The 26,119-nt window shown below is 71.6% G+C and carries 28 protein-coding genes and 1 pseudogene; 17 read left to right on the top strand and 12 right to left on the bottom strand.

What is annotated here, in order from left to right; genetic code table 11:
• Positions 1 to 30: 30 nt before the first annotated feature.
• Positions 31 to 1,386: an MFS transporter gene (locus ACZ5PB_RS26275; protein ID WP_468694198.1), complete on the top strand. Its 1,356-nt coding sequence runs from the start codon at positions 31 to 33 to the stop codon at positions 1,384 to 1,386.
• Here the strand turns inward: ACZ5PB_RS26275 and ACZ5PB_RS26270 are convergent.
• Complete coding sequence (locus ACZ5PB_RS26270; protein WP_468694197.1) at positions 1,353 to 2,786, bottom strand: MFS transporter; 1,434 nt, start codon at positions 2,784 to 2,786, stop codon at positions 1,353 to 1,355. The two genes, ACZ5PB_RS26275 and ACZ5PB_RS26270, sit on opposite strands and share 34 nt — an antisense overlap.
• A complete protein-coding gene (gene nirB / locus ACZ5PB_RS26265) occupies positions 2,783 to 5,650 on the bottom strand; it encodes a nitrite reductase large subunit NirB (protein WP_468694196.1) in 2,868 nt (955 codons plus the stop codon). Before nirB ends, ACZ5PB_RS26270 begins: the two co-directional genes overlap by 4 nt.
• A gap of 227 nt (positions 5,651 to 5,877) precedes the next feature.
• Between nirB and ACZ5PB_RS26260 the strand changes: the two genes are divergently transcribed.
• The 4 genes from ACZ5PB_RS26260 (at position 5,878) to ACZ5PB_RS26245 (ending at position 8,483) form a co-directional block, all read left to right on the top strand.
• On the top strand, positions 5,878 to 6,612 hold the full coding sequence (locus ACZ5PB_RS26260) for a sirohydrochlorin chelatase (protein ID WP_468694195.1): 735 nt from the start codon (positions 5,878 to 5,880) through the stop codon (positions 6,610 to 6,612).
• 39 nt (positions 6,613 to 6,651) lie between these two features.
• Positions 6,652 to 7,182 carry a hypothetical protein gene (locus ACZ5PB_RS26255; protein WP_468694193.1) on the top strand — a complete coding sequence of 177 codons (531 nt, stop codon included), beginning with the start codon at positions 6,652 to 6,654 and terminating at the stop codon, positions 7,180 to 7,182.
• A 135-nt stretch (positions 7,183 to 7,317) separates the two neighbouring features.
• Positions 7,318 to 7,809, top strand: coding sequence for a helix-turn-helix domain-containing protein (locus ACZ5PB_RS26250; RefSeq protein ID WP_468694192.1), 492 nt, complete (start codon positions 7,318 to 7,320; stop codon positions 7,807 to 7,809).
• Entirely contained in the window at positions 7,809 to 8,483 is a 675-nt protein-coding gene (locus ACZ5PB_RS26245) for a formylglycine-generating enzyme family protein (RefSeq protein WP_468694555.1), read from the top strand. The genes ACZ5PB_RS26250 and ACZ5PB_RS26245 overlap by 1 nt, the downstream gene beginning before the upstream one ends.
• Here ACZ5PB_RS26245 and ACZ5PB_RS26240 read toward each other — a convergent pair.
• The 3 genes from ACZ5PB_RS26240 to ACZ5PB_RS26230 form a co-directional block, all read right to left on the bottom strand.
• The gene (locus ACZ5PB_RS26240) at positions 8,471 to 9,364 is read right to left on the bottom strand and encodes a pirin family protein (protein WP_468694191.1); all 894 of its coding nucleotides are present in this window, start codon (positions 9,362 to 9,364) and stop codon (positions 8,471 to 8,473) included. The genes ACZ5PB_RS26245 and ACZ5PB_RS26240 overlap by 13 nt on opposite strands.
• A gap of 108 nt (positions 9,365 to 9,472) precedes the next feature.
• Positions 9,473 to 10,120, bottom strand: a complete 648-nt coding sequence (locus ACZ5PB_RS26235; RefSeq protein ID WP_468694190.1) for a response regulator transcription factor — start codon at positions 10,118 to 10,120, stop codon at positions 9,473 to 9,475.
• The gene (locus ACZ5PB_RS26230; protein WP_468694188.1) at positions 10,105 to 11,436 is read right to left on the bottom strand and encodes a sensor histidine kinase; all 1,332 of its coding nucleotides are present in this window, start codon (positions 11,434 to 11,436) and stop codon (positions 10,105 to 10,107) included. Before ACZ5PB_RS26230 ends, ACZ5PB_RS26235 begins: the two co-directional genes overlap by 16 nt.
• 223 nt (positions 11,437 to 11,659) lie before the next feature.
• On the opposite strand from ACZ5PB_RS26230, the gene ACZ5PB_RS26225 reads away from it, so the two are divergent.
• Entirely contained in the window at positions 11,660 to 12,064 is a 405-nt protein-coding gene (locus ACZ5PB_RS26225; protein ID WP_468694187.1) for a hypothetical protein, read from the top strand.
• A 17-nt stretch (positions 12,065 to 12,081) separates the two neighbouring features.
• Here the strand turns inward: ACZ5PB_RS26225 and ACZ5PB_RS26220 are convergent, their stop codons facing one another.
• The 4 genes from ACZ5PB_RS26220 to ACZ5PB_RS26205 all read right to left on the bottom strand — a co-directional run bounded on the left by ACZ5PB_RS26220 (position 12,082) and on the right by ACZ5PB_RS26205 (position 14,885).
• Positions 12,082 to 12,417 (bottom strand): DUF4288 domain-containing protein, encoded by a 336-nt coding sequence (locus ACZ5PB_RS26220; RefSeq protein WP_468694185.1) that lies wholly within the window; start codon positions 12,415 to 12,417, stop codon positions 12,082 to 12,084.
• A 96-nt stretch (positions 12,418 to 12,513) separates the two neighbouring features.
• Positions 12,514 to 12,837 (bottom strand): DUF6247 family protein, encoded by a 324-nt coding sequence (locus tag ACZ5PB_RS26215; protein WP_468694183.1) that lies wholly within the window; start codon positions 12,835 to 12,837, stop codon positions 12,514 to 12,516.
• 403 nt (positions 12,838 to 13,240) lie between these two features.
• On the bottom strand, positions 13,241 to 13,882 hold the full coding sequence (locus ACZ5PB_RS26210; RefSeq protein WP_468694182.1) for an NAD(P)-dependent oxidoreductase: 642 nt from the start codon (positions 13,880 to 13,882) through the stop codon (positions 13,241 to 13,243).
• A 58-nt stretch (positions 13,883 to 13,940) separates the two neighbouring features.
• Entirely contained in the window at positions 13,941 to 14,885 is a 945-nt protein-coding gene (locus ACZ5PB_RS26205; RefSeq protein WP_468694180.1) for an EamA family transporter, read from the bottom strand.
• Between the two features lie 45 nt (positions 14,886 to 14,930).
• Between ACZ5PB_RS26205 and ACZ5PB_RS26200 the strand changes: the two genes are divergently transcribed.
• From ACZ5PB_RS26200 to ACZ5PB_RS26185, 4 genes are all read left to right on the top strand, one after another.
• Positions 14,931 to 15,491 carry a MarR family winged helix-turn-helix transcriptional regulator gene (locus ACZ5PB_RS26200; RefSeq protein WP_468694178.1) on the top strand — a complete coding sequence of 187 codons (561 nt, stop codon included), beginning with the start codon at positions 14,931 to 14,933 and terminating at the stop codon, positions 15,489 to 15,491.
• Between the two features lie 100 nt (positions 15,492 to 15,591).
• On the top strand, positions 15,592 to 15,909 hold the full coding sequence (locus ACZ5PB_RS26195) for a hypothetical protein (RefSeq protein ID WP_468694177.1): 318 nt from the start codon (positions 15,592 to 15,594) through the stop codon (positions 15,907 to 15,909).
• Between the two features lie 80 nt (positions 15,910 to 15,989).
• Positions 15,990 to 16,433 (top strand): ATP-binding protein, encoded by a 444-nt coding sequence (locus tag ACZ5PB_RS26190; protein WP_468694176.1) that lies wholly within the window; start codon positions 15,990 to 15,992, stop codon positions 16,431 to 16,433.
• Positions 16,434 to 16,511: 78 nt separating this feature from the next.
• Positions 16,512 to 17,894 (top strand): serine/threonine-protein kinase, encoded by a 1,383-nt coding sequence (locus ACZ5PB_RS26185; RefSeq protein ID WP_468694175.1) that lies wholly within the window; start codon positions 16,512 to 16,514, stop codon positions 17,892 to 17,894.
• Positions 17,895 to 17,899: 5 nt separating this feature from the next.
• On the opposite strand, the gene ACZ5PB_RS26180 is transcribed toward ACZ5PB_RS26185, so the two are convergent.
• Complete coding sequence (locus ACZ5PB_RS26180) at positions 17,900 to 18,853, bottom strand: DUF389 domain-containing protein (RefSeq protein ID WP_468694174.1); 954 nt, start codon at positions 18,851 to 18,853, stop codon at positions 17,900 to 17,902.
• 54 nt (positions 18,854 to 18,907) lie between these two features.
• On the opposite strand from ACZ5PB_RS26180, the gene ACZ5PB_RS26175 reads away from it, so the two are divergent.
• Entirely contained in the window at positions 18,908 to 19,873 is a 966-nt protein-coding gene (locus ACZ5PB_RS26175) for an aminoglycoside phosphotransferase family protein (protein WP_468694173.1), read from the top strand.
• A 45-nt stretch (positions 19,874 to 19,918) separates the two neighbouring features.
• Here ACZ5PB_RS26175 and ACZ5PB_RS26170 read toward each other — a convergent pair whose 3' ends face one another.
• Positions 19,919 to 20,557, bottom strand: a complete 639-nt coding sequence (locus tag ACZ5PB_RS26170) for a CGNR zinc finger domain-containing protein (RefSeq protein WP_468694172.1) — start codon at positions 20,555 to 20,557, stop codon at positions 19,919 to 19,921.
• 127 nt (positions 20,558 to 20,684) lie between these two features.
• Here ACZ5PB_RS26170 and ACZ5PB_RS26165 point away from each other — a divergent pair, with 127 nt between their 5' ends.
• The 4 genes and pseudogenes from ACZ5PB_RS26165 (at position 20,685) to ACZ5PB_RS26150 (ending at position 23,279) form a co-directional block, all read left to right on the top strand.
• Positions 20,685 to 21,554 carry an alpha/beta fold hydrolase gene (locus tag ACZ5PB_RS26165; protein ID WP_468694171.1) on the top strand — a complete coding sequence of 290 codons (870 nt, stop codon included), beginning with the start codon at positions 20,685 to 20,687 and terminating at the stop codon, positions 21,552 to 21,554.
• A 122-nt stretch (positions 21,555 to 21,676) separates the two neighbouring features.
• Positions 21,677 to 22,291 (top strand): CatB-related O-acetyltransferase, encoded by a 615-nt coding sequence (locus tag ACZ5PB_RS26160; RefSeq protein ID WP_468694553.1) that lies wholly within the window; start codon positions 21,677 to 21,679, stop codon positions 22,289 to 22,291.
• A 50-nt stretch (positions 22,292 to 22,341) separates the two neighbouring features.
• Positions 22,342 to 22,518: pseudogene (locus tag ACZ5PB_RS26155) on the top strand (GrpB family protein); the annotation flags it as partial.
• A gap of 221 nt (positions 22,519 to 22,739) precedes the next feature.
• Positions 22,740 to 23,279, top strand: a complete 540-nt coding sequence (locus tag ACZ5PB_RS26150) for a chloramphenicol phosphotransferase CPT family protein (protein WP_468694552.1) — start codon at positions 22,740 to 22,742, stop codon at positions 23,277 to 23,279.
• Between the two features lie 30 nt (positions 23,280 to 23,309).
• On the opposite strand, the gene ACZ5PB_RS26145 is transcribed toward ACZ5PB_RS26150, so the two are convergent.
• Positions 23,310 to 23,936, bottom strand: a complete 627-nt coding sequence (locus ACZ5PB_RS26145; protein WP_468694170.1) for a TetR/AcrR family transcriptional regulator — start codon at positions 23,934 to 23,936, stop codon at positions 23,310 to 23,312.
• 184 nt (positions 23,937 to 24,120) lie between these two features.
• On the opposite strand from ACZ5PB_RS26145, the gene ACZ5PB_RS26140 reads away from it, so the two are divergent.
• The gene (locus tag ACZ5PB_RS26140) at positions 24,121 to 25,602 is read left to right on the top strand and encodes a serine hydrolase domain-containing protein (RefSeq protein WP_468694169.1); all 1,482 of its coding nucleotides are present in this window, start codon (positions 24,121 to 24,123) and stop codon (positions 25,600 to 25,602) included.
• A 179-nt stretch (positions 25,603 to 25,781) separates the two neighbouring features.
• A complete protein-coding gene (locus tag ACZ5PB_RS26135) occupies positions 25,782 to 26,063 on the top strand; it encodes a hypothetical protein (protein ID WP_468694168.1) in 282 nt (93 codons plus the stop codon).
• The last annotated feature ends 56 nt before the right edge of the window (positions 26,064 to 26,119 follow it).

The raw sequence follows: 26,119 nt of genomic DNA, 5'->3' as shown, positions 1-26,119 counted from the left end.
GACAGGTGGGGCCAGGCCCACGATCGTGAGGTGTCCACATCACGTACCTCGTCACGTACCTCGTCACCTACCTCAGCACGTACTGCTCTCTCCCGTGCCACTCGTAGGCCTCTCACCCTCCTCGCGTTCGGTCACGCCTGCGTCGACGTCTATCAGGGGGCGGTCGCCGCGTTGGTGCCGTTCTTCATCGCCGAGCACCACTACACCTACGCCGCCGCCTCCGGCATCGTCCTCGCCGCCTCGCTCCTCTCCTCCGTCGCGCAGCCGCTGTTCGGCGCGCTCACCGACAAGTGGGCGATGCCCTGGCTCCTGCCGATGAGCACGCTGCTCGGCGGGCTCGGGGTCGCGCTCAGCGGGGTCGGCGGCATCGGCGGTTCGTACGCGCTGACCCTCGTCGTGATCGCGCTCTCCGGCATCGGTGTCGCGGCGTACCACCCGGAGTCCGCGCGGGTCGCCCGGCTCGCGAGCCGGGGCAGCCACACCGCGATGGGGTGGTTCTCGCTCGGCGGCAATCTCGGTTTCGCGACCGCTCCGCTGCTGGTGTCCGCCGTGGTGGCGACGGGCGGACTGCGGGCCTCGCCGCTGCTGGTGGTGCCGGCGCTGGCGGGTGCCGCGCTGTGCGTGGCCGCCGTGCGGGCGCTGCGTGACCCCGCCGTCGACGGCGGGCGGGGACCGGCCGTGCGCGCTCCTGTCGGCGAGGACGACTGGCGGGCGTTCCTGAAGATGTCCGGTGCGGTCGTCTGCCGGTCGATCGTCTTCATGGGGCTCAGCGCCTTCGTCTCGCTGTACGCCCGGGAACGCGTCGGCGGCGGTCACGCCGGTGAACTCGTGGGCACCGCCGCCCTGTTCACGCTGTACGTCGGCGGCGCGTTCGGCACCGTGTTCGGCGGCAGGCTCGCCACCCGGTACGGGCGGATCGCGGTGGTCCGCTGGTCGTACGCGCTGACCGTGCCCGCGGTCGCCGGGGTGGTGTTCGTCCCCGGGCCGCTGCTGTACGTGTGCGTGGCGCTGACCTCGGCCGGGCTGTACGTGCCGTTCTCGCTGCACGTCACCCTCGGGCAGGACTATCTGCCGCGCCGGGTCGGCACCGCGAGCGGGGTCACGCTCGGGCTGACGGTGAGCGTCGGCGGGCTGGCGAGCCCGCTGATCGGGGCGGTCGCCGACGCGGCCTCCCTCCAGGTCGCACTGGCCCCGCTGATCGTGCTCCCTGCGGTGGGGTGGCTGCTGCTGCGGGGACTGTACGAGCCCGAACAGCCCCGGCAGCCGGAACAGCCCTCGCGGCCCGGACAGCCGGAAGGGCCCGGGGCAGCAGCACCCGGGCCCTCCGACTCAACCGGAGAAGGAGACTCCGCTCAGCTCGGCGCCTCCGCACCCTTCCGGGCGTAGAACCACCAGGTCACGAGCACACAGCTCGCGTAGAACGCGACGAAGCCCCACATCGCGCTGGTCACCGCGACCGACGCGAAGAGCGCCGGGATGAAGAAGAAGCCGTAGGCGGCGATGGCCGCCGTGAAGCCGGTGACCGCGCCCGACTCCATCTCGGCCTGCTTCAGGGCCTGGTCGTACTCCGCGGTGCCTTCGGTGAGGCCCTTGAGGTGGGTGGTGCGGAAGATGACCGGGATCTGGCGGAAGGTCGAGCCGTTGCCGATGCCGGAGAAGAAGAACGCCAGCAGGAAGCAGCTGAAGAAGCCCCAGAAGGAGCCGTTGTCGCCGCCCGAGGGCAGGAAGTTGATCACTCCGACGAGGGAGACGCCCATGCCGACGAAGGAGAGGATGGTGACGCGGGCGCCGCCCATCTTGTCCGCGATCCAGCCGCCGGCCCAGCGGGCGAGCGCGCCGATGGCCGGGCCCATCCAGGCGTACGTGGCCGCCGAGTACGCGGGGTCGATCGGGGTGAACGTGGTCTTGATGAGCAGCGGCAGGGCGGCGGCGAAGCCGATGAAGGAGCCGAAGGTGCCGACGTACAGCCAGGTCATCACCCAGTTGTGCTTGCGCTTGAAGATGACCTTCTGGCGGCTGAACGGGGTGGAGGCGACCTTGAGGTTGTTCTGCCCGAACCAGGCGCACGCGGCCAGGATCACCAGGACCGGCACCCAGACGAACGCGGCGTTCTGGAGGTAGACCGGCGTGCCGTCGGCCTTGTGCTGGGCGGTGCCGATCGCGATCGTCGAGAAGGTGATCAGGATCGGGGTGAGCAGCTGGACGACCGAGACGCCGAGGTTGCCGAGGCCGCCGTTGATGCCGGTGGCGTTGCCCTTCTCGCTCTTCGGGAAGAAGAAGCCGATGTTGGCGAGCGAGGAGGAGAAGTTGGCGCCGCCGATGCCGCAGAGCGCGGCGATGGTGATCAGGACGCCGTACGGGGTGGTCGGGTCCTGGATGGCGATGCCGAGCCAGATCAGCGGGATCACCAGGACGACGGTCGACAGTGCGGTGAAGGTGCGCTGGCCGATCCTCGGGCCGATGAAGGTGTAGAGGATACGGGCGGTGCCGCCGGTGATGCCGGGGACGGCGGTCAGCCAGAACAGCTCGCTCTTGCCGAGTCCGAAGCCGACGTCGGTGAGGTTGGTCGCGGTGATCGACCAGACCTGCCAGACCACGAACGCGACCAGCAGTGCGGGGACGGCGATCCACAGGTTGCGACGGGCCACCTTGCGCCCGGTGTCGCGCCAGAAGGCGGGGTCCTCGGGGCGCCAGTCGCTGATGGTGCGGCCGGGACGGTACTGGGCGGGGTCGGCAGCCTCGGGCCTGTCGTCGTCCACCCGGGGGTTCTGTGCGAGAGAGCTCATGACTGCTTCCTGCTGTTCCGGTGGGCCTGGCCGGTCCGGTCGGACCGGTGGGTCTGGTGGGCGCGAGGACCGGGTGCGGTCAACTCGTGCACGGGGATGAGGACTTCGGGATCGTCGAGGCATTCGCCGGTACGCAGGTCGAAGGCCTGCTTGTGCATGGGGGAGGTGACGACGGGGCGGCCGTCGACGGTGCCCATGATTCCGTCGGCGAGGACGTGCGCGCCGGAGAAGGGGTCGCGGTTGCCGACGGCGTAGATCTCACCGGCGGCGTCGCGGAAGAGGGCGATCTCCTCGGCAGCTCCGTCTTCGGTATCGGCTCCGTCACCGGCCCCGGCCCCGGGGCTGCTCTCCGGCAGGAACGCCACCCGCCCGCGGCCCGGCTCCAGGTCCTCCGGCTCGCCGGTGAACCGGCCGAAGCGGTCCAGCTTCTCGGGGTCCTCCAGCACGGCCTGCCACTCGTCGCGGTAGGCGGCGACATGCCGTTCCATCTGCTCCTCCAGCTCGGCGCAGAGACCGAGGGAATCCTCGACGAGGACCTCCTTGAGGTGCTCGACGCCGCCGTCGAGGCGCTCGATCCAGGCGGCGGTGCGCTCCAGGCGCTCGCCGGTGCGCAGGTAGTACATGAGGAAGCGGTCCACGAGGCGGAACAGGGCGGCGCTGTCGAGGTCCTGGGCGAGGAGGTCGGCGTGCCGGGGGTTCGTACCGCCGTTGCCGCCGACGTAGAGGTTCCAGCCGCCGGCCGTGGCGATGACGCCGATGTCCTTGCCGCGCGCCTCGGCGCACTCGCGCAGACAGCCGGAGACACCGCCCTTGAACTTGTGCGGGGTGCGCAGACCCCGGTAGCGGAGCTCCAGGTCGACGGCGAGCTGGAGGGAGTCGCCCTGCCCGAAGCGGCAGAAGCGGGCGCCGACGCAGGACTTGACGGCGCGCAGCGACTTTCCGTACGCCTGCCCCGATTCGAAGCCGCGCTTGACCAACCGGCGCCAGATGTCCGGGAGTTGGTCTTTTCGGGCGCCGAAGAGGCCGATCCGCTGGGCTCCGGTGATCTTGGTGTAGAGGCCGTACGCGGCGGCCACCTCGCCCAGTGCGACGAGCTGCTCGGGGCTGATCTCGCCGCCCGCGACGCGCGGCACGACCGAATAGGTGCCGCTCTTCTGGAGGTTGGCGAGGAAGAGGTCGTTGGAGTCCTGGAGGGCGGCCTGCTCGCCGTCGAGGATGTGGGTGAGACCGAGGTCGGGGCCGAGGGTGCCCAGGACGTTGGCGACGACCGGCTTGCAGACCGCGCAGCCTTCGCCGCCCGCGCCGTGACGGTCCCTCAACTCGCTGAAGGAGCGGATGTTCTCGGTGCGTATGAGCTCGTAGATCTCGGAGCGGGTCAGCTCGGGGAAGTGCTCGCACAGGCCGCGCGCCTTCTCGACCCCGGCGGCGTCCAGGACGGCCTGGAGGGTGCCGATGCAGCCTCCGCAGCCGGTGCCGGCCTTCGTGCAGCGCTTGACGCCGCCGATGTCGGTGACGCCCTGCTCGGTGACGGCGGCCGTGACGGCGCCCTTGGTGACGTTGTGGCAGGAGCAGACGACGGCGTCGCCCGGCAGGCTCTCGGCGCCCGGCAGCTCCACGGCCCCGGCGGACTGCGGGACGATGAACGCCTCGGCGGGTCCGGGGAGTTGGCGTCCGGCGTGCGGCTTGAGCGAGCCGTAGGCCTCGGCGTCGCCGACCAGGATGCCGCCCAGCAGCTGCCCGTCGGGGCCCAGCAGCAGCTTCTTGTAGACGCCCTCGCGCTCGTCGGAGAAGACGACGGCGACGGCCTCGTCCGCCGTACTGAACGGGTCGCCGAAGGAGGCCACGTCGGCCCCCATCAGCTTGAGCTTGGTGGAGGTGTCGGCGCCGGTGAAGACGTCGGTGCCCTCCCCCGCGAGCGCGTCCGCGACCGTCTCCGCCATCTGGTAGCCGGGCGCGACCAGCCCGTACACCCGCCCGTCGACGGTCTGCGCGCACTCGCCGACCGCGTAGATGTACGGGTCGGAGGTGCGGCAGTGCGCGTCCACGGCCACGCCGCCCCGGTCGCCGACGGCGAGCCCGCACTCGCGCGCGAGCCGGTCCCTGGGCCGTACGCCCGCCGAGAAGACGATCGCCTGGGCCTCGATGAGGTGCCCGTCGGACAGCAGCATCCCCCGGGCCACGCCCTCCTCGTCGCGCAGCACCTCGCTCGCGCCGACGCCGGTGTGCACGGCGACGCCCATCGACTCGATGGTGGCGCGCAGGGCGGCGGCGCCGCCGTCGTCGACCTGCTGGGGCATCAGCCGGGGTGCGAACTCCACGACGTGGGTGCGCAGCCCGAGGGTGCGCAGCGCGCCCGCCGCCTCCAGGCCGAGCAGACCTCCGCCGACGACGATGCCGTCGCGGGCGTTCTCCGCGTACCGGGTGAGGGACTTGACGTCGTACTGGGTGCGGTAGGTGAAGCAGCCCGTGGCGTCCGCGCCGGGGATCGGCGGTACGAAGGGGAAGGAGCCGGTCGCGAGGACGAGGGCGTCGTACCCGAAGGTGGTGCCGGAGGCGGTGGTGACGGTCCTGGCGAGCGGGTCGATGCGCTCGGCGGGGTCGCCCAGGTGGAGCTCGACGCCGTGGGAGGGCAGGAACTCCGGGGTGGAGAGGGCGAGTTCGCCGGGCGTGGTGCCGGTGAAGAGGGAGGAGAGGTGCACGCGGTCGTAGGCCGGTACGTCCTCCTCGGCGAGGACGATCGCGTGCCAGCCGGGAGAGCCGGGCGCGGTGAGGGCGCCGCGTTCGGCCAGTGCTTCCAGCAGGCGTTGACCCACCATGCCGTGGCCGACGACCACCAGGGTCTGGGTGCTGGGGACCTGGGTCATGAGGGGCCGCTCCACTCCGTCACGTGCACCCGGTACCGTGCCGGGCCATTCCGACGCTAGACCTCGCGGGAGGGCCCGAGCATCGGCGAAAGTCCCAGGTGGGAGGGCCGGTTGGCCCGACTGTTCCGGGACGTTCGACAGCGGCCGGGGTGGGGTCGGGGGCATAGCGTGGTCAGGTGGGGACGGGGATGTGCCGCGTCCGCCCGCCGGCCCTCCGGGAGGTTGTGATGCTGGTCCTGGCCGTGCACGGCAGTGCCGTACCGGAGGCCGCCGTGACGATCGGGCGGCTGGCCGACCGGCTGGCGCGGACGACGGGGGTGCGTCCCGTGGTGGGCCATCTCGATGTGCAGCGGCCGTCGTTGGCGGAGGTCCTGGCGCGGCATCCGGGGGCGGTGGTGGTGCCCCTGCTGCTCGGGGACGGCTACCACCGGAGGGTCGACATCCCGGCGGTGGCCGAGGCGTACCGGTGTGTGGTGACGGAGGGTCTGAGCGGCGAACGGGACGTGACGCTGGCGGTGCTGGCGCGGCTCCGGGAGGCGGAGGAGGTCGTCGGGGCCGGCGTGGGGGACCCGTACTCCCGCTCTGCCGACGCGATCGTGGTGGCGGGCGCGGGCTCCACCCGCCCCGGTGGCAACGACGGCACCCGTACGGTGGTGGAGGAGCTCGGCAGGCTCAGGAACGTACCCGTCGTCGCCGCCTACTGCTCGGCCGCCGGACCGACGGTCCCGGAGGCGGTACGCCGCTTGCGCGAGGCGGGCCACGAACGCGTCGCGGTCGCGGCCCATCTGCTGGCCCCGGGCCGGTTCACGCGGGCGCTGGCGGGGAGCGGGGCGTGGGCGGTGTCGGCGCCGCTGGCCGATCACCCCCGTATCGCCGGGCTGGTGGCTGACAGGTACCGGCAGGGCGGGGGCCTGGTGGGGGTGGTCGGGGACCCCGTTCCCCTCACAGGATCATCACTGTGAGTGATGACGCGGGTACTTTACATCTGCTTCCCTGGAGACATGAACACTCGTACGCACGAGGAGCCGCAATTGCCCGCGCAGGAAACCGAACCCCACTTACTCGCACTCGTCGACGAGTGCCTCGCCTCCGCACGGGAGGGCCAGTCGGGCGCCCTGTGGCGGCTCGCCGAGCGGCACCGCCAGCTCGACGCGAACCTGGTGCGGCTCCTTCCGGGCACCTCGGTGGCCCGCCACTCCGAGGACGCGCTGGACGTGCTGTTGGCCGTGGTGGACGGCGGCGGCCGGCTCGACACCTACGGCACGGGCGGCACGGGTGACCCGCTGGAGCTGCGACCGGGCTCCCTCGTGTGGCTCCCGAAGGGGGCGGCCCGGGGGCTGACGGCGGGCCCGGCCGGGCTGGCGTACCTCTCGGTGCACATACGGCGCCCGGGAATGAGCGTGGGCCGCCGGTTCGCGGGCGAGGGCGGCGAGGCGCCGTGCGCCCTGGACCGGGTCTGTCCGGAGTGCGGACGGATGCGGGCGGAAGCGAGGGCACCGTACTGCGCCTGGTGCGGAGAGCGGCTGCAATAGGGATGCATCGTTCCCATTCAACCCTCACGAAAGAACCAGATAGGGAAGGTTAAGCTACCTCTCGGTGCGAGCAGTGGCCCGGGAGCGCCCGGGGACCGAATCGGCATCGGAATCGGAATCGGAATCGGGGGCACAGTGCGGCAGTTCTACTCGGTCGACCAGGTGGCGGACCTGCTCGATCTGCACGTCAAGACCGTCCGGGCGTACGTGCGCGAGGGCAAGCTACGGGCGACCCGGATCGGCAAGCAGTACCGGATCGCCAGGGAGGACCTGGAGGCGTTCACGGGAACACCCGTCACCGCGCCATCCGACGGCTCCCCCGGCACCTCCTCCGCCACGCGTCCGGCGCGGCACGTCGAGGCGTCGAGCATCGTGCAGATCGACGGGATCGGGCCCGACGAGGTGTCCCGGCTGAGCAATGCCGTCATGGCCACCGTCGGCGGTCGGCACGGCGCGAGCGGCGACGGGAGCCACGGGGATCACAGGGATCACGGGGAACGGATCCGCGTCGAGACCGTGTACGACGCGGAACGGGCCTCGCTCAAGATCATCGTGCTGGGCGGCCTCTCCGTCACCGCCGACCTGCTCAAGGTCATCGCCGCCCTCGCCGACGAGGTGACCCCGTGATGCGGCTCCCGGCCGGGGAAGTGGTCCTGACGGACCGTCGTACCGAGCGGAGCTGGGCGGTCGAGGTGCCCGCGTTCCTGCTCGCGGCGCACCCCGTCACCCAGTCCTCGTACGCGCGGGTCACCGGCGAGCGCCCCGGCAGTGCCCCGCCCGGTGACCGTCTCCCCGTCGAGGGCGTCTCCTGGCAGGACGCGGTCCGCTTCTGCAACGCCCTCTCCGAACGGGAGGGCCTGACCCCCGCGTACGGCGAGGACCTCCTCACCTGGGACACCGCGTCCGACGGCTACCGCCTGCCCACCGAGGCGGAGTGGGAGTACGCCTGCCGCGCGGGCACCACCGGCCCCCGGTACGGCCCGCTCGACGACATCGCCTGGCACCGGGGCAACTCCGCCGACCGCCTCCACGAGGTCGGCGGCCGGCAGCCCAACCCCTGGGGCCTGCACGACATGCTGGGCAACGTGTGGGAGTGGTGCTGGGACCTCTACGACCCGGAGGTGTACGGCACCTACCGGGTGCTGCGCGGCGGCGGCTGGTTCGACGAGCCCTGGAGCTGCCGGGCCTCGGTGCGCCGCCGCAGCCATCCCACGTACCGCATCGACGACGTCGGCTTCCGCCTGGCGCGCTCGCTGAGCCGGGGGACGGGTCCGGGTCAGGATCCGGGTCAGCGGGTCTGAAGTCGCCCCAGCCGGGGGACGGGCCCGAACAGGCCCTTCTCGTAGTCGATGTACGCCTGGTAGATCTCGGACTCGCTGTTCATCACGAACGGCCCGCCCGCCACCACCGGTTCGCGCAGCGGCTCCCCCGCAAAGAGCATCACCTTGGTCTGCCCGTCGCCGGGTCCGGTGGCCATGCGCAGGGTGCTGACCCCCGCGGCGGCGGTCGGCTCCGGGTCGCTCCAGGCGGTCTCGCCCTCCTCCACCTTGCGTCCCGCGATGGTGACCTCGCCGGAGATGACGTAGACGAAGGCCCGGTCGCGGGCGGCCAGGAGCTGGGAGTAGCCGGTCTCCGGATCGAGGGTGATGAGCAGCCCGAGGATGGGGTGCTGGTTCTGGGCGGGGCCCTTGACGCCGCCGGACTCGCCGGAGACGACCTTCACCTGTACGCCGGGCTCGGTGTAGGTGGCGTAGTTCCTGGCGTACAGGTCCTGGTAGTGGGTGTCGGTCATCTTCTTCGCGGCCGGGAGGTTGACCCAGAGCTGGAGCAGGTGGGCGTACTCGTTCTTGTAGGCGAGCTCGCGGTGGATGATGCCGCGCCCGGCGGTCATCCACTGGGTGTCGCCCTCGACGAGCGCGCCCGCGTGGCCGGTGTTGTCGCCGTGCTCCAGGACGCCGCCGAGCATGACGGTCACGGTCTCCACCCCCCGGTGCGGGTGCCAGTCGAAGCCGGGCGTGGAGAACCAGTCCTCCGCCATCAGCAGGAACGGATCGGTCCGCCGGAAGTCCCCGGGCGGGATGACCAGCGCCTTGTTGTCGACCTGGCTGTCGGGGCCGACCATCGTGCGCGGCATGACGCGCTCGACGGTGCGGACGACGACGGGATCGTTGTCGAAGGGCATGAGCCATCTCCAGGACCGGCGTAGGGGAGCAGTACGCGTCTCCTGAAAAACATGCCACACCACGGCGGCAACCGCGCGGGAGGCGGTCACCGCAGGCGCTGGGGGCGCTCAGGGGTTGTTCAGATAACTCAGGACGGCGAGGACCCGGCGGTTGCCGTTGTCGTCGTCGGTGAGGCCCAGCTTGGCGAAGAGGGACGTGGTGTATTTGCTGATGGCGCTCTCGCTGAGGAAGAGGCGTCGGCCGATGGCCTGGTTGGAGAGGCCTTCGGCCATGAGGGCCAGTACGGAGTGTTCGCGCTCGGTGAGCCCGCCGAGGCGGCGGTTCGAGGGGCCGCTGGACAGCAGTCTGGCGATGACGGCCGGGTCCATGGCGGTGCCGCCGGCCGCGACGCGCTCCAGGGCGTCGATGAACTGGTCCGCGTCGAACACGCTCTCCTTCAGCAGGTAGCCGATGCCCCCTGAGCCGTCCGCCAGCAACTCGCGGGCGTACAGCTGCTCCACGTACTGGGAGAGGATCAGGACGGGCAGTCCCGGCACCTCGCGGCGTGCGGCGAGTGCGGCGCGCAGGCCCTCGTCGGACTGGGTCGGCGGCATCCGGACGTCGATGAGGGAGACGTCGGGACGGTGTTCCAGGAGCGCGGCGAGCGTCTCGGGTCCGGTGGCCGCCGTGGCGACGACCTGGTGTCCGCAGGCTTCGATGAGGCGGACCATCCCGTCGCGCAGGAGGTAGAGGTCTTCGGCTACGAGGATTCGCATGGCACCGTCATCCTCACACGGGTCGGACCGCCTGCGGGGCTGGTGATGTCGAGGGTGCCGTCGAACACGGCGAGGCGTCGGCGGAGTCCGGCGAGCCCGCCGGTCCCTGTGCCTTGGCCGGTGTCTGCGGTGGCGCCGCCCCGGCCGTCGTCCTCGACCTCGACGGTGATGCGGGTGTGGTCCCTGGTGAGGGAGATACGGGCGTGGGCGGCATGGGCGTGCTTGACCGCGTTGGTGAGGAGTTCGACGGTGCCGAAGTAGAGGGCGGACTCGATCGGTGGGTCCAGGCCGGGTACGAGGGCGGAGTCGACGTCGGAGTCGGCGTCGACCGTCGTTTCGAGCGGGCTGTCCAGGGCGAAGGCACGTACCGCGTCGACCAGTCCCCGGTCGTTGAGCACGGGCGGGTTGATCCCCCTGACCAGGTCGCGGAGTTCGGTGAGTGAGGCGGCGGCACCGACGCGTGCTTCGCGCATCAGGGCCCGGGCCCGTTCGGGATCGGTCGCCATCAGCCGCTCCGCCGTGGCCAGTGAGAGTCCGAGGCCGACCAGGCGTGCCTGGGCCCCGTCGTGCAGATCGCGTTCGATCCGGCGGATCTCGGCGGCCTGGGCGACGGTGGTGTCCGCGCGCTGGGCCGTCAGTTCGTCCACCCGCTCCGCGAGTGCCATCGCGGGCGACGGCCGCAGGAACCGGGCGGCCACAGGCTCGATCGACTTCCAGGCGTACGGTGCGGTGGCCACGGCCACCACGGCCCCGAGCGCCCCGACGGCACGCGGCCCGAACCCGCCGCCCCCGGAGCCCTGGCCGAATCCGAATCCGAATCCGAAGCCGAGCCCGAGGACCGCCACCACCGCCCCGGCCAACGGAACCGCCGCGACCGGTACGGCGGTGAACGGGACGATCGCCGTGAAGCGCAGGTCACGCCAGTTGGCGGGGTCGTTGCGGCGTACGCGCCACTTCTGGTCCATGAGCGCGTCGCGGCTGGTCCGCTCGTAACCGAAGCCGTTCCACCAGTACCCGGTGGACAGTTGGGTCACGGGCCCGGCCTGCCGGTATCCGGCGGGGATGACGGTGCCGGTCCACCGCGCGAGCAGGAAGCGGAACATCCGGCAGACCGGCCGGGACAGGCCGAGCGTGCCCACGCACACCAGCACCACCGGCAACAGCCATGACCACGGGTTCCCCGCACCCCACCAGATCCCGAGCGCCACCGCCCCGGCCCACACCGCCGGGATCAGCATGCCGACGCCCACCACCGCGCAGGCACGCCCGAACCCCACACAGACCCTCGCCGCCCACACCCCCAGCTGTCGCCGCACGGAACTGCCCTCCTCTTCCCACTGCCACTCCGCCGAACCGCTCGGCAGGGGCAACTCTGCACCTCACAAAGCCCTCCCTCACGCGGATCGGCCGGGGAGTGGGTCCAGCCCCACCCCCCTGTACGTCCAGCCCGATACCGCGAGGCCACCGCACTTCCTAGCGTCGAAGCATCGATCACGGACCCCGGCAACCCACAGCGCCGGACACAGAAGGAGACGCCCCATGCGAACCACCGATCACAGCCCCCAGGCCTTCGACAGGGCAAAGCGCCTCGTGGCCGTCTACGGTGCGCTCGGCGCGGCCGTGTTCGTCACGGTCGTCCTGCTCAAGGCGACCGACCGCACGGTGACCGCATTCATGTGGGGGCGCTCGGGCGGGGTGCTCGCGAGCGCGGCGGTGATGTACTGGCTGCTCGCCGTCGCCGCCCGGGGCACCCGCTGGGCGTACGTACGCATGCGCATCCTGACGGTCGTCATGCCGGTCGCGATCGTCGCCATCGATGTGATCCCCGGGACCCTGCCGGTGTGGTTCGTGCTGCTGCAGTGCGTGTGCGCGCTCGCTCTCGTCGCGGCGGCGTTCGTCGTCAACGGGGCGGGACTGCGCGCGGCCTTCGCCAAGGCGGGTTGATCCCTCGGCCCGGGTTGTCAGAGGGGTTTGCGGGACAGCAGGGGCTCGAAGGCGCGGTAGGCGCGGTAGTCCCTGAAGTGGCGGGTGTAGAGGTCGGCGCCGTCATGGAGGGGGGTGTCGAGGACCTCGTTGACGTCGACGACGTGGAGCAGTCTCCAGGTGATCAGGTCGCCCTTTTCGTTCCGGTAACTGGTCTCCTGGGCCTTGCCCCGGGCGAGGGCCTTGGCCCGGGCCTCCTCCTCGTTGTCCGCGGACAACAGGACGAAGTCCTCGGCGTAGAGCGGTTCGTCGCCCGGCGCCTCCGATGTCCCCTCGGTCAGCAGGATGGCGACGTACGTCGTTGTCGTTGGCATGTGTCCTCCTCGGCTACTTCGCGGCTACTTCTTGAAGCTGCGGCAATCGCCCCGTGCGGAACGGGAATCGGTGGCTGCGGCGCGCCCTTCCCCTCCTCAGCCTCCGAGCACGTCCTCCAGGGCGATGTGGCCGGAGTCGTCCATTCCGGAGTCGAGGAACGCGTCGACGGCCGGGGCCGTGTCCAGTCGGGACTGCCAGTCGCGGACGACCTCGTGGAGCGGTGTGAGGCTGTAGCTGTGGCGGGAGTCCTCCAGCGCCTTGGCCCAGTCCCGCTCGAAGGCGGGCACCCACTGCGCGGACCGCCGGTCGGCCCGGATCCGGGTGAGCAGCCGGGCGGCGTCGGCGGGGGCGGGGACGGGGACGGGCGCCGGGGCGGGGACAGGAGCGGCGGCCTCGGCGTGTTCCGGCCGTACGCTCATGGGCTCCTCCATGGGCTCCTCCAGACGGGTCTGCTCCCCACGGTAGCCGTCGCGCCGGTCACGGCGGGTCCGAACGGTCCCGCAGCGCCGCTTCCAGCCGTGCGATGTCCTCGGCGTCCTTGGGGCGGCGCGGCCTGGACGGGTCCCAGACCGGCAGCATCCGTTTGATCTCGATCTGGGCGTACGGCGAGACGATCGGGCAGCTCAGCCCGCCGAGCCTGCCGGGTGAAGCTGCTCTCCAGCCCTTCCTTGACGAAGTCGAGCTGCAGGCCGGGAGGGGATCCCGGCACCGGCCGGTAGCCGTGCCGCGGCAGCGCCTCGCCGATCTGCCGGAGCTGGAGCTCCTCGCGCGGGCCGGGGAAGGGTGGGGCGGCCGAGCCGGGTGGCGGGGTGGACTCGGTCATCAGTAGCCCACCGTGAACCTCGTCCGGTGGTGCTTGGGCCGCTCCGCCTCGTCGAGCAGGGCGACGGCCATGTCCTCCATGGAAATGGCGGAGTTGCCGTCGGCGTCGACGAGGAGTTCGTCCGTGCCCAGGCGGTACGAGCCGGTGCGCGTGCCGGGCTGGAAGAGCGCGGCCGGGCTGACGTACGCCCAGTCGACGTCCTGGCCCGCCGTACGGCAGACGTCGAGCTGTTCGTCGCAGGCGAGCGCGATGGGGCGCCAGGAGGGCGGGAAGTCCGGCCCGTCGACGACGGTGAGGGTGTCGCTGCCGGGGAGGCGGAGACTGCCCGCACCGCCGATCAGCAGCAGCCGTACGCCGCTGCCCGCCAGCCCCGCGAACAACGCCCGCGCGGTGTCCGCGAGTTGCGCTTCTTCCCCTGGTACGGGCCTGGTGGCGCTTATCAACAGGTCTTGGCCGGATGCCAGTTCGGCGATGCTGTCGGGGACGAGTGCGTTGCCGGTACGGTGCCGGGCGCGCGGGTCCAGTGCGGCGAAGCGGGCCGCCTCGCGGGTGACGGCGGTGACGTCGTGGCCACGGTCGAGGGCTTCGCCGACGATGCGGCTGCCGGCGGCACCGGTCGCTCCGAGAACGGTGATGCGCATGAGGTGCTTCCAATTCCTTTGCAGGGATGGGTGATTGGCGATCGACAGTACGTGTGGTTCAGCGGGCCGGGGCTTTGGGCGGTACGGCAGTCGCGGCAGGAGCCTCCGTGGAACCGCCGGAAGCCACCACATCCCGTCCGCCCTGTGCACCCTGCGGCCTCAGCTGGGCGAGGGCCACCGCCGCCAGGGCGAGCAGTGCGCCCACCAGCTGGAGCACGGTGAGCTGCTGGTCGAGGACGAGCCAGCCGAGCAGGGTGGCGACGAGCGGGCTGAGCAGGCCGAGGAAGGTGACCTCGGTCGGCGAGAGGGCCTTGATGCCCCGGAACCAGAGGGCGTACGCGACGGCGGCGCCGATCAGGGTGAGATATCCGTACCCGATCAGGTTCTCGCCGGTGAACGAGGACGGCGGCGGGCCCTCCACGAAGAGCGTCACGGGCACCAACAGCAGCCCGCCCGCGACGAGTTGCCATCCGGTGGTGGCGAGCAGCGGCGCCGGGGAGGTCCAGCGCTTGCTGAGCACGACGCCGGTCGCCATGACGACCGCGCCGCCGAGGGCCGCGGCCACACCGAGCGCGTCCAGCCGGGCGTCCGCCCGCAGGACGAGGAGCGCGACTCCGGCGATGCCGGTCACGGCCGCCAGCACGGTGCGCAGGCTGAGCCGCTGGCCGAGCAGCCCTGCGGACAGACCCGCGACGAGCAGGGGCTGTACGGAGCCGACGGTGGCGGCGACCCCGCCGGGCAGACGGTAGGCGGCCACGAAGAGCAGGGCGAAGAAGATGCCGATGTTGAGCGCACCGAGCACGAAGGACTTCCACCACCAACTCCCCTTCGGCAGCCGCCTGGTGAGGAGTACCAGGAGGATGCCCGCCGGGAGGGCGCGCAGGACGCCGGCGAGCAACGGGCGGTCGGCGGGGAGGAGTTCGGTGGTGACGAGGTAGGTGGAGCCCCAGACGGCAGGCGCCAGGGCAGTGAGGAACACGAGGGCGGTTCGATTGCTTAGCACTAAGACAACATATCTCACCACTAAGAGAACGGCTAGGGTGTTCCCATGACGAAGAAGGACGCGGAGCAGCGGGACGCAGACACGGCAGCCACGGCCACGCACGGGGGCGGGGGCGGGGACCATGTGGACCGCGTCCTGGCGCAGTGGGCCGAGCAGCGCCCCGACCTGGACGTTTCACCGATGGCGGTGATCGGGCGGCTCAAGCGGCTGATCCTGCTCATCGAGCCGGACATGAAGCGCACCTTCGCCGCGCACGGCCTCGACTCAGCCTCGTTCGACGTCCTGGCGACCCTGCGTCGCAACGGCCCGGACCACCCCCTCACCCCCGCCGAGCTGATGCGTTCGGCGATGGTCACCTCCGGTGCGGTCACCCAGCGCCTGGACCGCCTCCAGGAACGCGGGCTGGTGACCCGCACCCCGAGCCCCACCGACGGAAGAGTCGTCCAGGTCGCCCTGACCCAGGCGGGCCTGGAGCTGATCGAGGGCGCCCTGCCGGACCACCTGAGCACCGAGCACCGCCTGCTGGCAGCGCTCTCCCCTGCGGAGCTGGAGCAGCTCGCGGGATCACTGCGAGCACTGCTCCTGGGCCTGGGCGACGGCCGCTGAGCCCGGCACCCGGCACCCGGCACCCGGCACCCGGCACCCGGCCAAGCGGACTCCCGCGGTCGACTGGCATTCGTAAATCGAACAGACGTACGCTTCTGATATGTCTTCCCACGCCTCCCCCTTCCCCGACGACCTCCTGGCCCTCCAGCAGCAGCTCCACGAGGCACAGGCCGACTTCCACACCCTGGCCACCGCCCCGCCCTGGGGCCCCGAGTCCACGCCCGTCTTCACCGAGGAGCAGGTGGACCAGGTCGAGGAGCTGTGGGAACGCATCCGGGAGCTGACCATGGCGGTCAACGAGCACCCGTTCTGGAGCGACTCGGGCACCGGCCCCGGCGGCCGGGTCAGCCACGCGGGCCGTGGGCTGCGCGTGGTGCGGGAGCCGGGGGAACCGGGACGGGACGCGGGAGCGGCATAGCGGCCACACGTACCCCGGGCGTTCCCGGGTACCCGTACCCCGACCGTAACGCGGAGTGAAGCGGAAAGGGGCTGGGCGCGATGTCGATGCGGGCGGTGGGCTGGGCCAGGACGTTCCCGATGTCGGGCGGCGTACGGGAGGGCAGAAAGTGGACGGAGTCGCACCTGGCGCAGCTGCCCTGGTACGAGAGCAGCCCGGACACCGTGGACGCGATCGTCCTCACGGTCTCCGAGCTGCTCACCAACGCGCACCTGCACGCCCGCAGCGACGCCCAGCTCGTACTGACCTGGGACAGCCGCTGCGTACACATCTCCGTCCACGACGCCGCCGAGGACGGCCGCCTCCCGGTCCAGCGCCCCACTTCGACGGGAGCGACCTCGGGCCGCGGCATCGCCATCGTCGACGCCCTGGCCGACAGCTGGGAGACCCACGACCAGCAGCACGGCAAGGCGATCACGGCCTGCTTCGTACCGCAGGACCCGGAGGGGAAGGCGCAGGAACAGGAACCAGCACGCCGGCGATGAACCCGGCCGGCGCCGCGCGGTGGGGTGGGGCGCGGTGGGGTGGGGCGCGGTGGGGTGCGGCCCGGCTATATTCCACCCGTGGATGACGATCACGGGCAACTCCTCGCCGGGCGCTACCAGTTGAACCGGCTCCTCGGGCAGGGCGGCATGGGTGCCGTCTGGCAGGCGCACGACCGGCAGTTGGGGCGGGACGTGGCCGTCAAGGAGCTGCGGCTGCCCGAGCATTTGGGCGAGGCCGAGCGGGCGAACTGGATCGCGCGGCTCGACCGGGAGGCCAGGGCCGCCGCGCGGCTGAAGCATCCGGGGATCATCACCGTCCACGACCGGATATCCGGCCCCGACGGGCGGCCGTGGATCGTCATGGAGCTGGTGGCCGGCGGGTCGCTGGCCGACCTCATCGAGTCACAGGGTGCGCTCACGCCCCAGCAGACCACCGAGGTCGGGCGGCAGGTGGCCGCCGCGCTCGGGGCCGCGCACCGGATGGGGATCACCCACCGGGACATCAAGCCCGCCAACATCCTCCTCGAAGGGGGCCGGGCCGTACTGACCGACTTCGGGATCGCGGCGGTCGAGGGGGACGCCACCCTCACGGCCACCGGCATGATCATGGGGACGCCCGCGTTCATGGCTCCGGAGCAGGTCCGGGGCCTGCCCGCGACGGCCGAGTCCGATCTGTGGTCGCTGGGTGCGACGCTGTACGCCGCCGTGGAGGGCCGCCCGCCGTTCGCGGGGACCGCCCCGAGCGCGGTCCTGGTCGCCGTCGCGACGGAGGAGCCGGTTCCGGCGGTACGGGCGGGGGCGCTCGGTCCCGTACTCGACGGGCTGCTGCACAAGGATCCGGCCGCGCGCCTGACCATGGACCAGCTACAAACCCGGCTGAACGGGGCCGACGCGCCCGTTCCCGGCGCGGCGGAACCCGCCGCGTTCCCGACCCCTACGGCCCCGGTGCGAAGCCCCACCGTGCGGCAGGCGGCGGCAGCACCCACCATCGGGCCCGGCCTCGCACCCGTACCCACACCCACACCGCGCCGCCGCCTCTCGCCGATGGCCAAGCTGAGCGTGACGGTGCTGGCGATCGGGGTGGCCGTGAGCGCCGGGTACCTCTTCGACCAGCAGACCGGTGGCGACAGCGCCTACGAGGCCAACCGGCGCGCGGCCGAGAACATGGGCACCCCCTCGGGCTTCGCCCGCACGGACGTGGCCCGCGCCTCGGGCGATCTGGCGCGAGTGACGTACGGGAAGGACGCCCCGCCCGGCGCCGAGTGCAGCGATCGGCCCCAGGAGGTCCATCAGTGGCTCGCGGCGATGCAGGGCGTGAGGCAGACCGCGGAGATGCCGGGCTGCCTGATCGAGGTCATGCCGAAGCCGTCGTACTCGGACCCGATGCCGCAGACCGCCCGCATCCGCGTGGCGGACGGCCGGTTCATCCTTGAGGTCGACGTGGGCCGTCGATCGCCCTGACCCGCTCAGTGCGGTGTTGCCCGGCGGGCCATCGTCACCCGCAGCCCGTAGCGCGCCCACAGGGCGTGTTGTACGAACAGGGTGGCCGTGCCCGCGACGAGCATTCCGGCGAGGTTGACGCCGAGTTGGATGAGGGAGGCGGTGACCTCGCTCCAGTGCGCGAGCGGGACGGCGATCGCGAGGTTGCCGGCCGCCGGGACCGTGGTGACGGAGATGAAGACGCCGACCAGGGCCGAGGATTTCCCGGCGGTCATGGAGAGGATGCCCGCCACACCCGCCAGCAGCGCCACGATGAACGACCAGCGGTCGGGGTGGATGATGAAGTTGGTGAGGGGGCGGTCGTCCAGCATGGCGGGGGTGATCCAGCCCAGCAGCCGGCTCACCGCCGCGCACGCCATGGTGATCAGTACCGCTGCCGTGAAGCCGATGACGAGGGTGCGGGTCGCGGCGCCGATCAGGCTCGCGCGGCGCGTCAGCACCCCGAAGCAGATCGCCGCGACCGGACCGAACTCCGGTCCCAGGACCATCGCGCCGACGATCAGGATGGGCTGGTCGAGCAGGGCGCCGATCGCCGCGATCTGCGTGGCCAGGGCGAGGAAGGCCAGGAACGCCCAGGTCAGCCGGGTCTCGGCGGTGGTGCGTGCGGTCAGCTCCTCCCAGATCACGGCGTCGTCCGGATCGCCCGGAGCGGCTTCCTCCGCCTTCTCCGAGGCCGTGGAGATCGAGAGGTCGAGCTGCTCCACGGTGATGGCTCCGGTCTCCTTCAGACCGAGTCCGCGCAGCGCTTCCAGGACGCTGTTGGCGCCCTCCCTCGCCACGTCGAACTCGACGAGGTCGCCCGGTGGGTCATGGGCGGCCCCGGCCAGTTTCAGTACGTTGGCGGCGGCCGGGGACCCGGTAGTGATCCGTAGCACCTCGTCCGTGTGCTCGGTGGGAGTGATCACTCGTACATGCAGCATGACGGGCATTCTGCCCCCTGGGGCCGGTCGGTGGACCTCTGTAGGTTGACGGGCATGAGTGACACGGGGAACACGGGCGACACGGACAAGGTGAACGGCAGGGGCGGTCTCGTCATCGACGAAGGGGTGGTGCGCGGCCTGTTGAAGGAGCAGCATCCGGATCTCGCGGAGCTGGAGCTGCGGTTGGTGGAGGGCGGCTGGGACAACCAACTATGGCGGCTCGGCCCGGAGTTGGCGGTACGGCTGCCGCTCACGGAGCATGCGGCCGGGCTGCTCGGCAAGGAGTACCGCTGGCTGCCCGCACTGGCTCCGCGTCTCCCGCTGCCCGCACCGGTTCCGCTGCGGGCGGGCGTTCCCTCCGCCGGTTTCCCGAGGCCGTGGAGCGTGGTGTCGTGGGTGCCGGGGACCCCGGCCGACCGCGCGCCGGTCGACCGGGAACGGGGCATCCACGCGGCCGACACCCTGGCACGGTTCCTCGGCGCACTGCACGGGCCGGCGCCCGCCGAGGCGCCGCTCAATCCGATGCGGCCCGTTCAACTCGACAAGCTGGACGCGCTGTTCGAGAAGCACGTACGGTCCGCCGCTCCCGCCGAGGTCGCCGGTGACGTACGCCGCGTGTGGGACGAGGCGGTGTCGGCGCCCGGGTGGGACGGGCCGCCGCGCTGGGTGCACGCGGACCTGCACCCAGCGAACGTCGTGGTGGCGGACGGCACGTTCACCGGAGTGATCGACTTCGGTGACCTCTGCGCGGGCGATCCCGCGACGGACCTCGCCTCGGCGTGGGTACTGCTGCCCGAGGGCGCGTCGGCGAGGTTCTTCGCTACGTACGCCCTGGCCGGACCGCACACCGGCGAGGTGGACGGGGCGACCGTACGCAGGGCCCGGGGCTGGGCGGTCCTCCGCGCGCTCGCCCTGCTGGAGGTCGGCCGCAACGGGGACCTCGGCCTGCCCGGCGGCAAACCGACCTGGGGCCCGGCGGGGAGCGCGGCACTGGCACGCGTGCTGAGCGCGGCGTCCTGAACTCCCGCTCCCCTCGGACCTCTTCCCGGCCCTCTGCGCGGATACTCAGACCTCTTCGAGTGCCACGTCCACCGCATCTGCCGTACGGGCGCGCAGGGCGCGGACCTTGTGGAGGTTCCCGCAGTGCTCCATGGAGCACCAGCGGCGGCGGCCCGGCCGCGAGGTGTCGACGTACACCAGCTGGCAGTTGTCGGCCGCGCACGCCCGGATGCGGTGTGCGAACTCCCCCGTCAGCAGTTCCACGGCATCGCGCGCGACGGTGGCGATCAGCCGGGTGCCGTCCGCCGGGAGGGCCCAGCGGCGCTCCCCGTCCGGGCCGATGGCGAGGGAGAGGGGCGGGCGGGCGGCGGCCTCATTGAGGAGTGCCAGGTCGGAGGAGGAGGCGGGGGAGACGGGTGCCTCCGTCGACGTACGGGCGACGACGATACGGAGGAGTGCGTCGCGCACCCGCCGCGCCTCGGCCACTTCGGCCTCGGTGACCTCCAGCACCGGCAGCAGCGACGGAGCCAGCCGCGACCGGTCCGCCCACGCGGCCAGATCGGCGGGCTCGTGCAGCACCTCGTACCTCCGGTACGGGCCGGGGCCGCCGGTGGTGAGCAGTTCGAGGCAGAGCGCGCCGGGGTCGAAGCGGTAGGCGACGCCCGTACGGGATCGCATCGGCATGCCCCTCGTCGAGGAGTTCATGTAACCAGGGTAAGTGGTTACATGAACATGGCCACAGGGGGCCGAAGAGCCGGTCGCCCCGGGACGGCCGACGGGTGCGGGTATTTCCCCTTGTCAGGGGCGGGTTGGGGGTGCCATGCTCGCGATCATGCCCACTTTCTCCGCGCCTGACGGCACTCTGCTCTCGTACCGCGTCACAGGGAGCGGCGGCGGAGACGGGGACGGAAACGATCCCGTCGTGTGTCTGCCCGGCGGGCCCATGCAGCCCTCGCGGCACCTCGGCGACCTCGGCGGACTGGACCGGAACCGCCAGCTCCTCTTCCTTGACCTGCGCGGAACCGGTGACTCCGCCCGTCCCGACGACCCTTCGTCGTACCGCTGCGACCGCCAGGTCGAGGACGTGGAGGCACTGCGGATCCACCTCGGGCTGCCCCGACTCGACGTGCTCGCCCACTCCGCCGGGGCGAACCTGGCGGTGCTGTACGCGGCACGCCATCCCGAGCGCGTACGCTCCCTCGCACTGATCACGCCGAGCACCGGGGCCGCCGGCGTCCAGGTCCCGGCATCGCTGCGGCTCGCGAACGCGCAGCTCCGCAAGGACGAACCGTGGTTCCCGGAGGCCTATGCGGCGCTGGAGGCGCTCAACTCGGGGCGCGGCGGCGAGGCCGACGTCGCGGCGCTGGCCCCCTTCTTCTGGGGACGCTGGGACGCCGCCGCGCAGGAGTATCACAAGGCCGCGAACGCCACCGAGAACGACGAGGCCGCCGGTCTCTACGCCTCCGAGGGCGCCTACGACCCGCAGGCCACCCGCGCCGCCCTCGCCGGGCTCGACGCGCCGGTGTTCCTGCTGGCAGGAGAGCTGGACCTGAACAGTCCGCCCCAGTCGGTGGAAGAGCTCGCGGACCTCTTCCCGCACGCACGGCTCACCTTGCAGCCGGGCGCGGGCCACTTCCCCTGGATCGACGACCCGAATGCCTTCGTGACGGCGACGACGGAATTCCTGGGCCACCGCCCCTGAAGCCTCTGAGGCCCATGAGGCCCCTGAAGCCCCCGAAGCCCAGCCCCCTGTGAAACCCCTGTCCCGAAAGGAAGCACTCCGTGCAGTCCCCCGTTCCCGCTGATCCGACCGTGCTGCACCCGATGCCCGGGCAGCCGCGAGTGGTGCAGCTCAAGCCGCTGGTGAAGTCCCCGCTGATCGAGGTCGGCGAGTACTCCTACTACGACGACCCGGACGACCCGACCGCGTTCGAGACGCGCAACGTGCTCTACCACTACGGCCCGGAGAAGCTGGTCATCGGCAAGTTCTGCGCGCTGGGCACGGGGGCACGGTTCATCATGAACGGCGCCAACCACCGCATGGACGGCCCCTCGACCTTCCCCTTCCCCACCATGGGCGGCTCCTGGGCCGACCACTTCGACCTCCTCACGGGTCTGCCCGGCCGAGGGGACACCGTCGTCGGCAACGACGTCTGGCTCGGCTACAACGTGACGGTGATGTCGGGCGTACGGATCGGCCACGGCGCGATCATCGCCTCGGGCTCGGTCGTCACCTCCGACGTACCCGACTACGGAATCGTCGGCGGCAACCCGGCCCGCCTCATCCGCACCCGCTACGACGACGCGGACATCGCCCGGCTGCTCGCCGTGGCGTGGTGGGACTGGCCCGCGGAGCTCATCACCGAGCACGTACGCACGATCATGTCGGGCAGCATCGCGGACCTGGAGGCCGTAGCTCCGCCCAACTCCCCCGCGTAACAGGGACATTGGTCTCCCCCATCTCGCCGGTCAGGCCCTAGCCTGGCGCCATGCCCTTCGCTGACGAACCGGCCGCGGTCACGGTGTCCCCCTACTCCCCCGCCTGGCCGGCCGAGTTCGAGGAGCTGGCCAGGATGCTGCGGTCCGCCCTGGGGGACACGGCCGTGGCGATCGACCACGTCGGCTCCACCTCCGTACCCGGTCTCCCGGCGAAGGACTGCATCGACGTCCAAGTACGGGTACGGGGAGCCGACTTGGGGCCGCGATACCTGGAGCACCTTCAAGCAACGCCTCGCCGGCATCACGCCCGACCTCGCGTCGTACGGCCAGACCAAGGCTCCGGCAACGGACATCCTGGTGATGGGCGCGGAACACTGGGCCGAGGAAACGGGCTGGCACTGCTGACCCGGCGCCCTCGGCCCGAAACCCGGAGGCCGGAACCGTCGTACTGCTCAACGGCACGTCCAGCTCCGGCAAGAGCAGCATCGCCCGGGAACTGCTCGACATCCTCGGAGCGACCTGGTTCCACCTGCCGGTGGACGCCTTCCACGCCATGCGCAACGCGCATCCGATCGCCGAGGCCGACCTCCAGGCGGAGATCGACCGCACCTGCAAGGGCTTCCACCGCGCCGTGGCAGGGATGGCGGCCAGCGGGAACAACGTCGTCGTCGACTATCCACTCAGTCGGCGCTGGCGGCTGCTGGACCTCCTCGACGTGCTCGCGCCCGAGCGGACCGTGCTCGTCGGGGTGCGCTGCGCGCTGCCGGAACTGGAGCGCCGCGAGGCCGAACGGGGCGACCGGCCGCAGGGGCTGGCGGCAGCACAGCACGACCAGGTGCACTCGCACGGCCTGCACGACCTGGACGTACACACCGATGCCGAGGACCCACGCGCCTGCGCGCAGCGGATCAGGGACTTCCTGCCGGTGCGGACGCGGCCGACCGCGTTCGAGACGCTGCGCCGGACGCTGCGGGAGCCGGCCGCCTGAGCACCACCCTCGACTCCCCCCGCCACCCCCTCATCCGTACTGGCGGCAGCGTCCGGGGAAGACCGCGTGGATACGGGTGGTGAGCAGGTCGAGGGCGGTTCCGGAAGCCGTGGGTGAGGGGTCGGAGCCGAGTTGGAGGGCCAGGCCCTCCGTCAGGGAGTGGAGTTCGAGGGCGGCCAGGGCCGGGTCGGTGGGGTCGGGGACCTCGCCGCACTCCTTGCCGTTGTGGATGGCGGTCGCGAGCATCTCGCGGATCTGACGGACCGTTTCCGCGTGTGCCTCGGCGAGGCGGGGGTTGTCGACGGTACGGCCGAGGAAGGCCAGCACCACCCGGTGGGCCGAGCGGCGGCGCGGGTCGGCGGGCAGCCATTCGGCGAGGCCCTCGGTCACCACGTCGCAGATGGGGAGCCGCTGGGTGGTGGCGCGTGCGCCCAGCTCCGAAACCCGGTCGAGGACCTTGCGCACGACGCGTTCGTGGGTGAAGAGCAGCATCTCGTCCTTCGACGCGAAGTAGTGCTGCACATGGCCGACGGAGACGCCCGCCACGGCCGCAGTCCGCGCCATGGTGACCCGGTCGAGACCCTGCTCCGTAATCAACTCCTGTACGGCGTCCGCGACTTGACTGCGCCTCGCTTGGTGATCCACGACCTTCGGCATACGCACACGATATCCGCTGAACGCCCTTGCGGATCTCTTAAACAATATGCTCATATTACAAAAAGCGATGGACCGGCACGAGCAGAGCGGTGGTACGGGTGTGAGCGGCGTGAGCAGGGTGAGTTGTCGGGGTGGCCAGGATGACCGGGGTGGCCGAGTCCGCAGGGGCTTACGGGGCCTGGTGGTGGCCGTGCTGGCGGCGTCGGCATTCGCGTCGAGTGCACCGGCCGCCCTCAGCGCCGGATCGGCCGATGCGCGCTGGGCCGAGGTCGACACCTTCGTACGCGGGCGGCTCGATGCCACCGACACACCGGGGGCCGCGCTCGCCGTCGTCGAGGGCGGCCGGGTCGTGCACCAGCGGGGCTTCGGCGAGGACGGGCGGGGGCGTGCGGTCACCACGGACACACCGTTCCTGTGGGGTTCGGTGGCCAAACCGGTCACCGGGCTCGCGGTGATGCAGCTAGTGGAGGCGGGGCGGGTGCGGCTGGACGAGCCCGTACGGACCTACCTCCCATGGTTCCGCGACAACACGCCCCCCATCACCGTCCGGCACCTCCTGACCCACACCAGCGGCCTCCCCCTCTCCGCCGCCGCCGAGATCCCCGACCGCTACGACAACGCCCCCGGCGCGCTCGACCGCGCCGCCCGCGACGTCGCAGCCCTCGCGCCGACCAGTCGACCTGGCACCAAGTACGCCTATTCCAGCGCCGATTACGCGGTCCTCGGCGCGCTCGTCGAGAAGGTGTCCGGGCGGCCGTTCGGCACGTATCTGCACGAGAGGATCCTCGGCCCGCTCGGCATGCGGAACGCCGTCGCCACCGAGGTGGACTTCGTACGGGAGCAGGTGCCACCCGGCCACCGTTCCGTCTTCGGCAGCCAGGTGCGCTCCGCCGCCCGGTACGACACCTCGGGCGTGCCGTACGGCTATCTGGGCGGCACGCTGCGCGACCTGACCCGCTTCGTGCGGGCCGAGATGGGCGGCGGGCAGCTGGACGGGCGGCGCGTGCTGTCCGCGAAGGGGATCGCGGACACCCAGTACGGGCACGTGGCGAGCAACGCCGGGCGGTACGGACTCGGCTGGTCGGTCGGCACGCTCAAGGGCACCGGTGAGCGGATGCTCTGGAAGGACGGGTCGGTGCCCGGCGGCTTCCACGCAATGGTCGTGATGCTGCCCGGCAGCGACCGCGCCGTGATCGTCCTCCAGAACTCCTACCAGCAGCTGCGCGCCGTGGAGTTCGGCGACGCGGCCTTCGGTACGGCACAGCTGCTGGCCGGCCAGGAGCCCCGCACCACGGCACCCGACCGGTTCGCGCTCGTCCTGCCGTGGGTGGCGGCCGCTCTGGCGCTGGTGGTGCTGGTGCTGCTGTTGGGGCTGTCTGTACGAGCTGTGGTCGCGGGGCGGCGTACCGGGGCGGCCACCACTCGGACCCGCTCCAGACGGCGCATCATCGCCATCACCGCCGCCTGGGTGCTCGTGTCGTTCGCTCTCGCGGCTGCACTGTGGTGGCTGCCCGGGGTGCTCGGCGGGACGGTGCCTTTGATGTTGCGCTGGCTTCCGGACACGGGGTGGAGTCTGCTGGCCGCGTTCGGGCTCGTACTGCTGCTCGGGGTGGGGCGGGGTGTGCTGGGGATGCTGGAGCTGCGGCGGCTGCGTGCGTACGGGTAGCCCGGCCGCCGCCCGTGGTGACCCGGGCGATGCCCGCCAACGCGCAAGCCCAGCAGTGCGAGTTCACTGGCCTCAGGCAGCCCCGACGCGCCGATTGCCCACTCCCCCACCCTCACGGTGAACGGCACCGCGAGCTGTACCGCCACTGTGAAGACGGGGCCGCGCAGGAGGATCAGGCGGTGCTGGATGAGGTACGCGGGTGCGTAGACCGCGCCGCCGAGCAGGGCGATTCCGGCCCACTGGGCGGCCGTCGCACCGTGCGCGGCAAGGGCGAGCGGGGCGAGGAGTACGGTGGCCGCGCCCAGGAGGACGGCCAGGGCGGCGAGTGGTTCGACCCCTGGGAGGCAGGCGCGGTACTGGAAGCCGTACACCGCGAAGCCGAGGACGGCGACGACGGCCAAGAGGAGTCGCCTGGATTTGCTGCTGAGCGGTCTGGGTGGGGTGGACTGCGGTGCGGGTAGGTGTCCTCTGGGAGGGACGTCATGCCGAGGAATCTCCGCCTCGAACTGACTGATGA

Source organism: Streptomyces sp. NPDC032721 (genome assembly GCF_055579625.1).
Note: the sequence above shows the minus strand (reverse complement) of the source record. Positions and strands in the feature narration are given on the sequence as shown.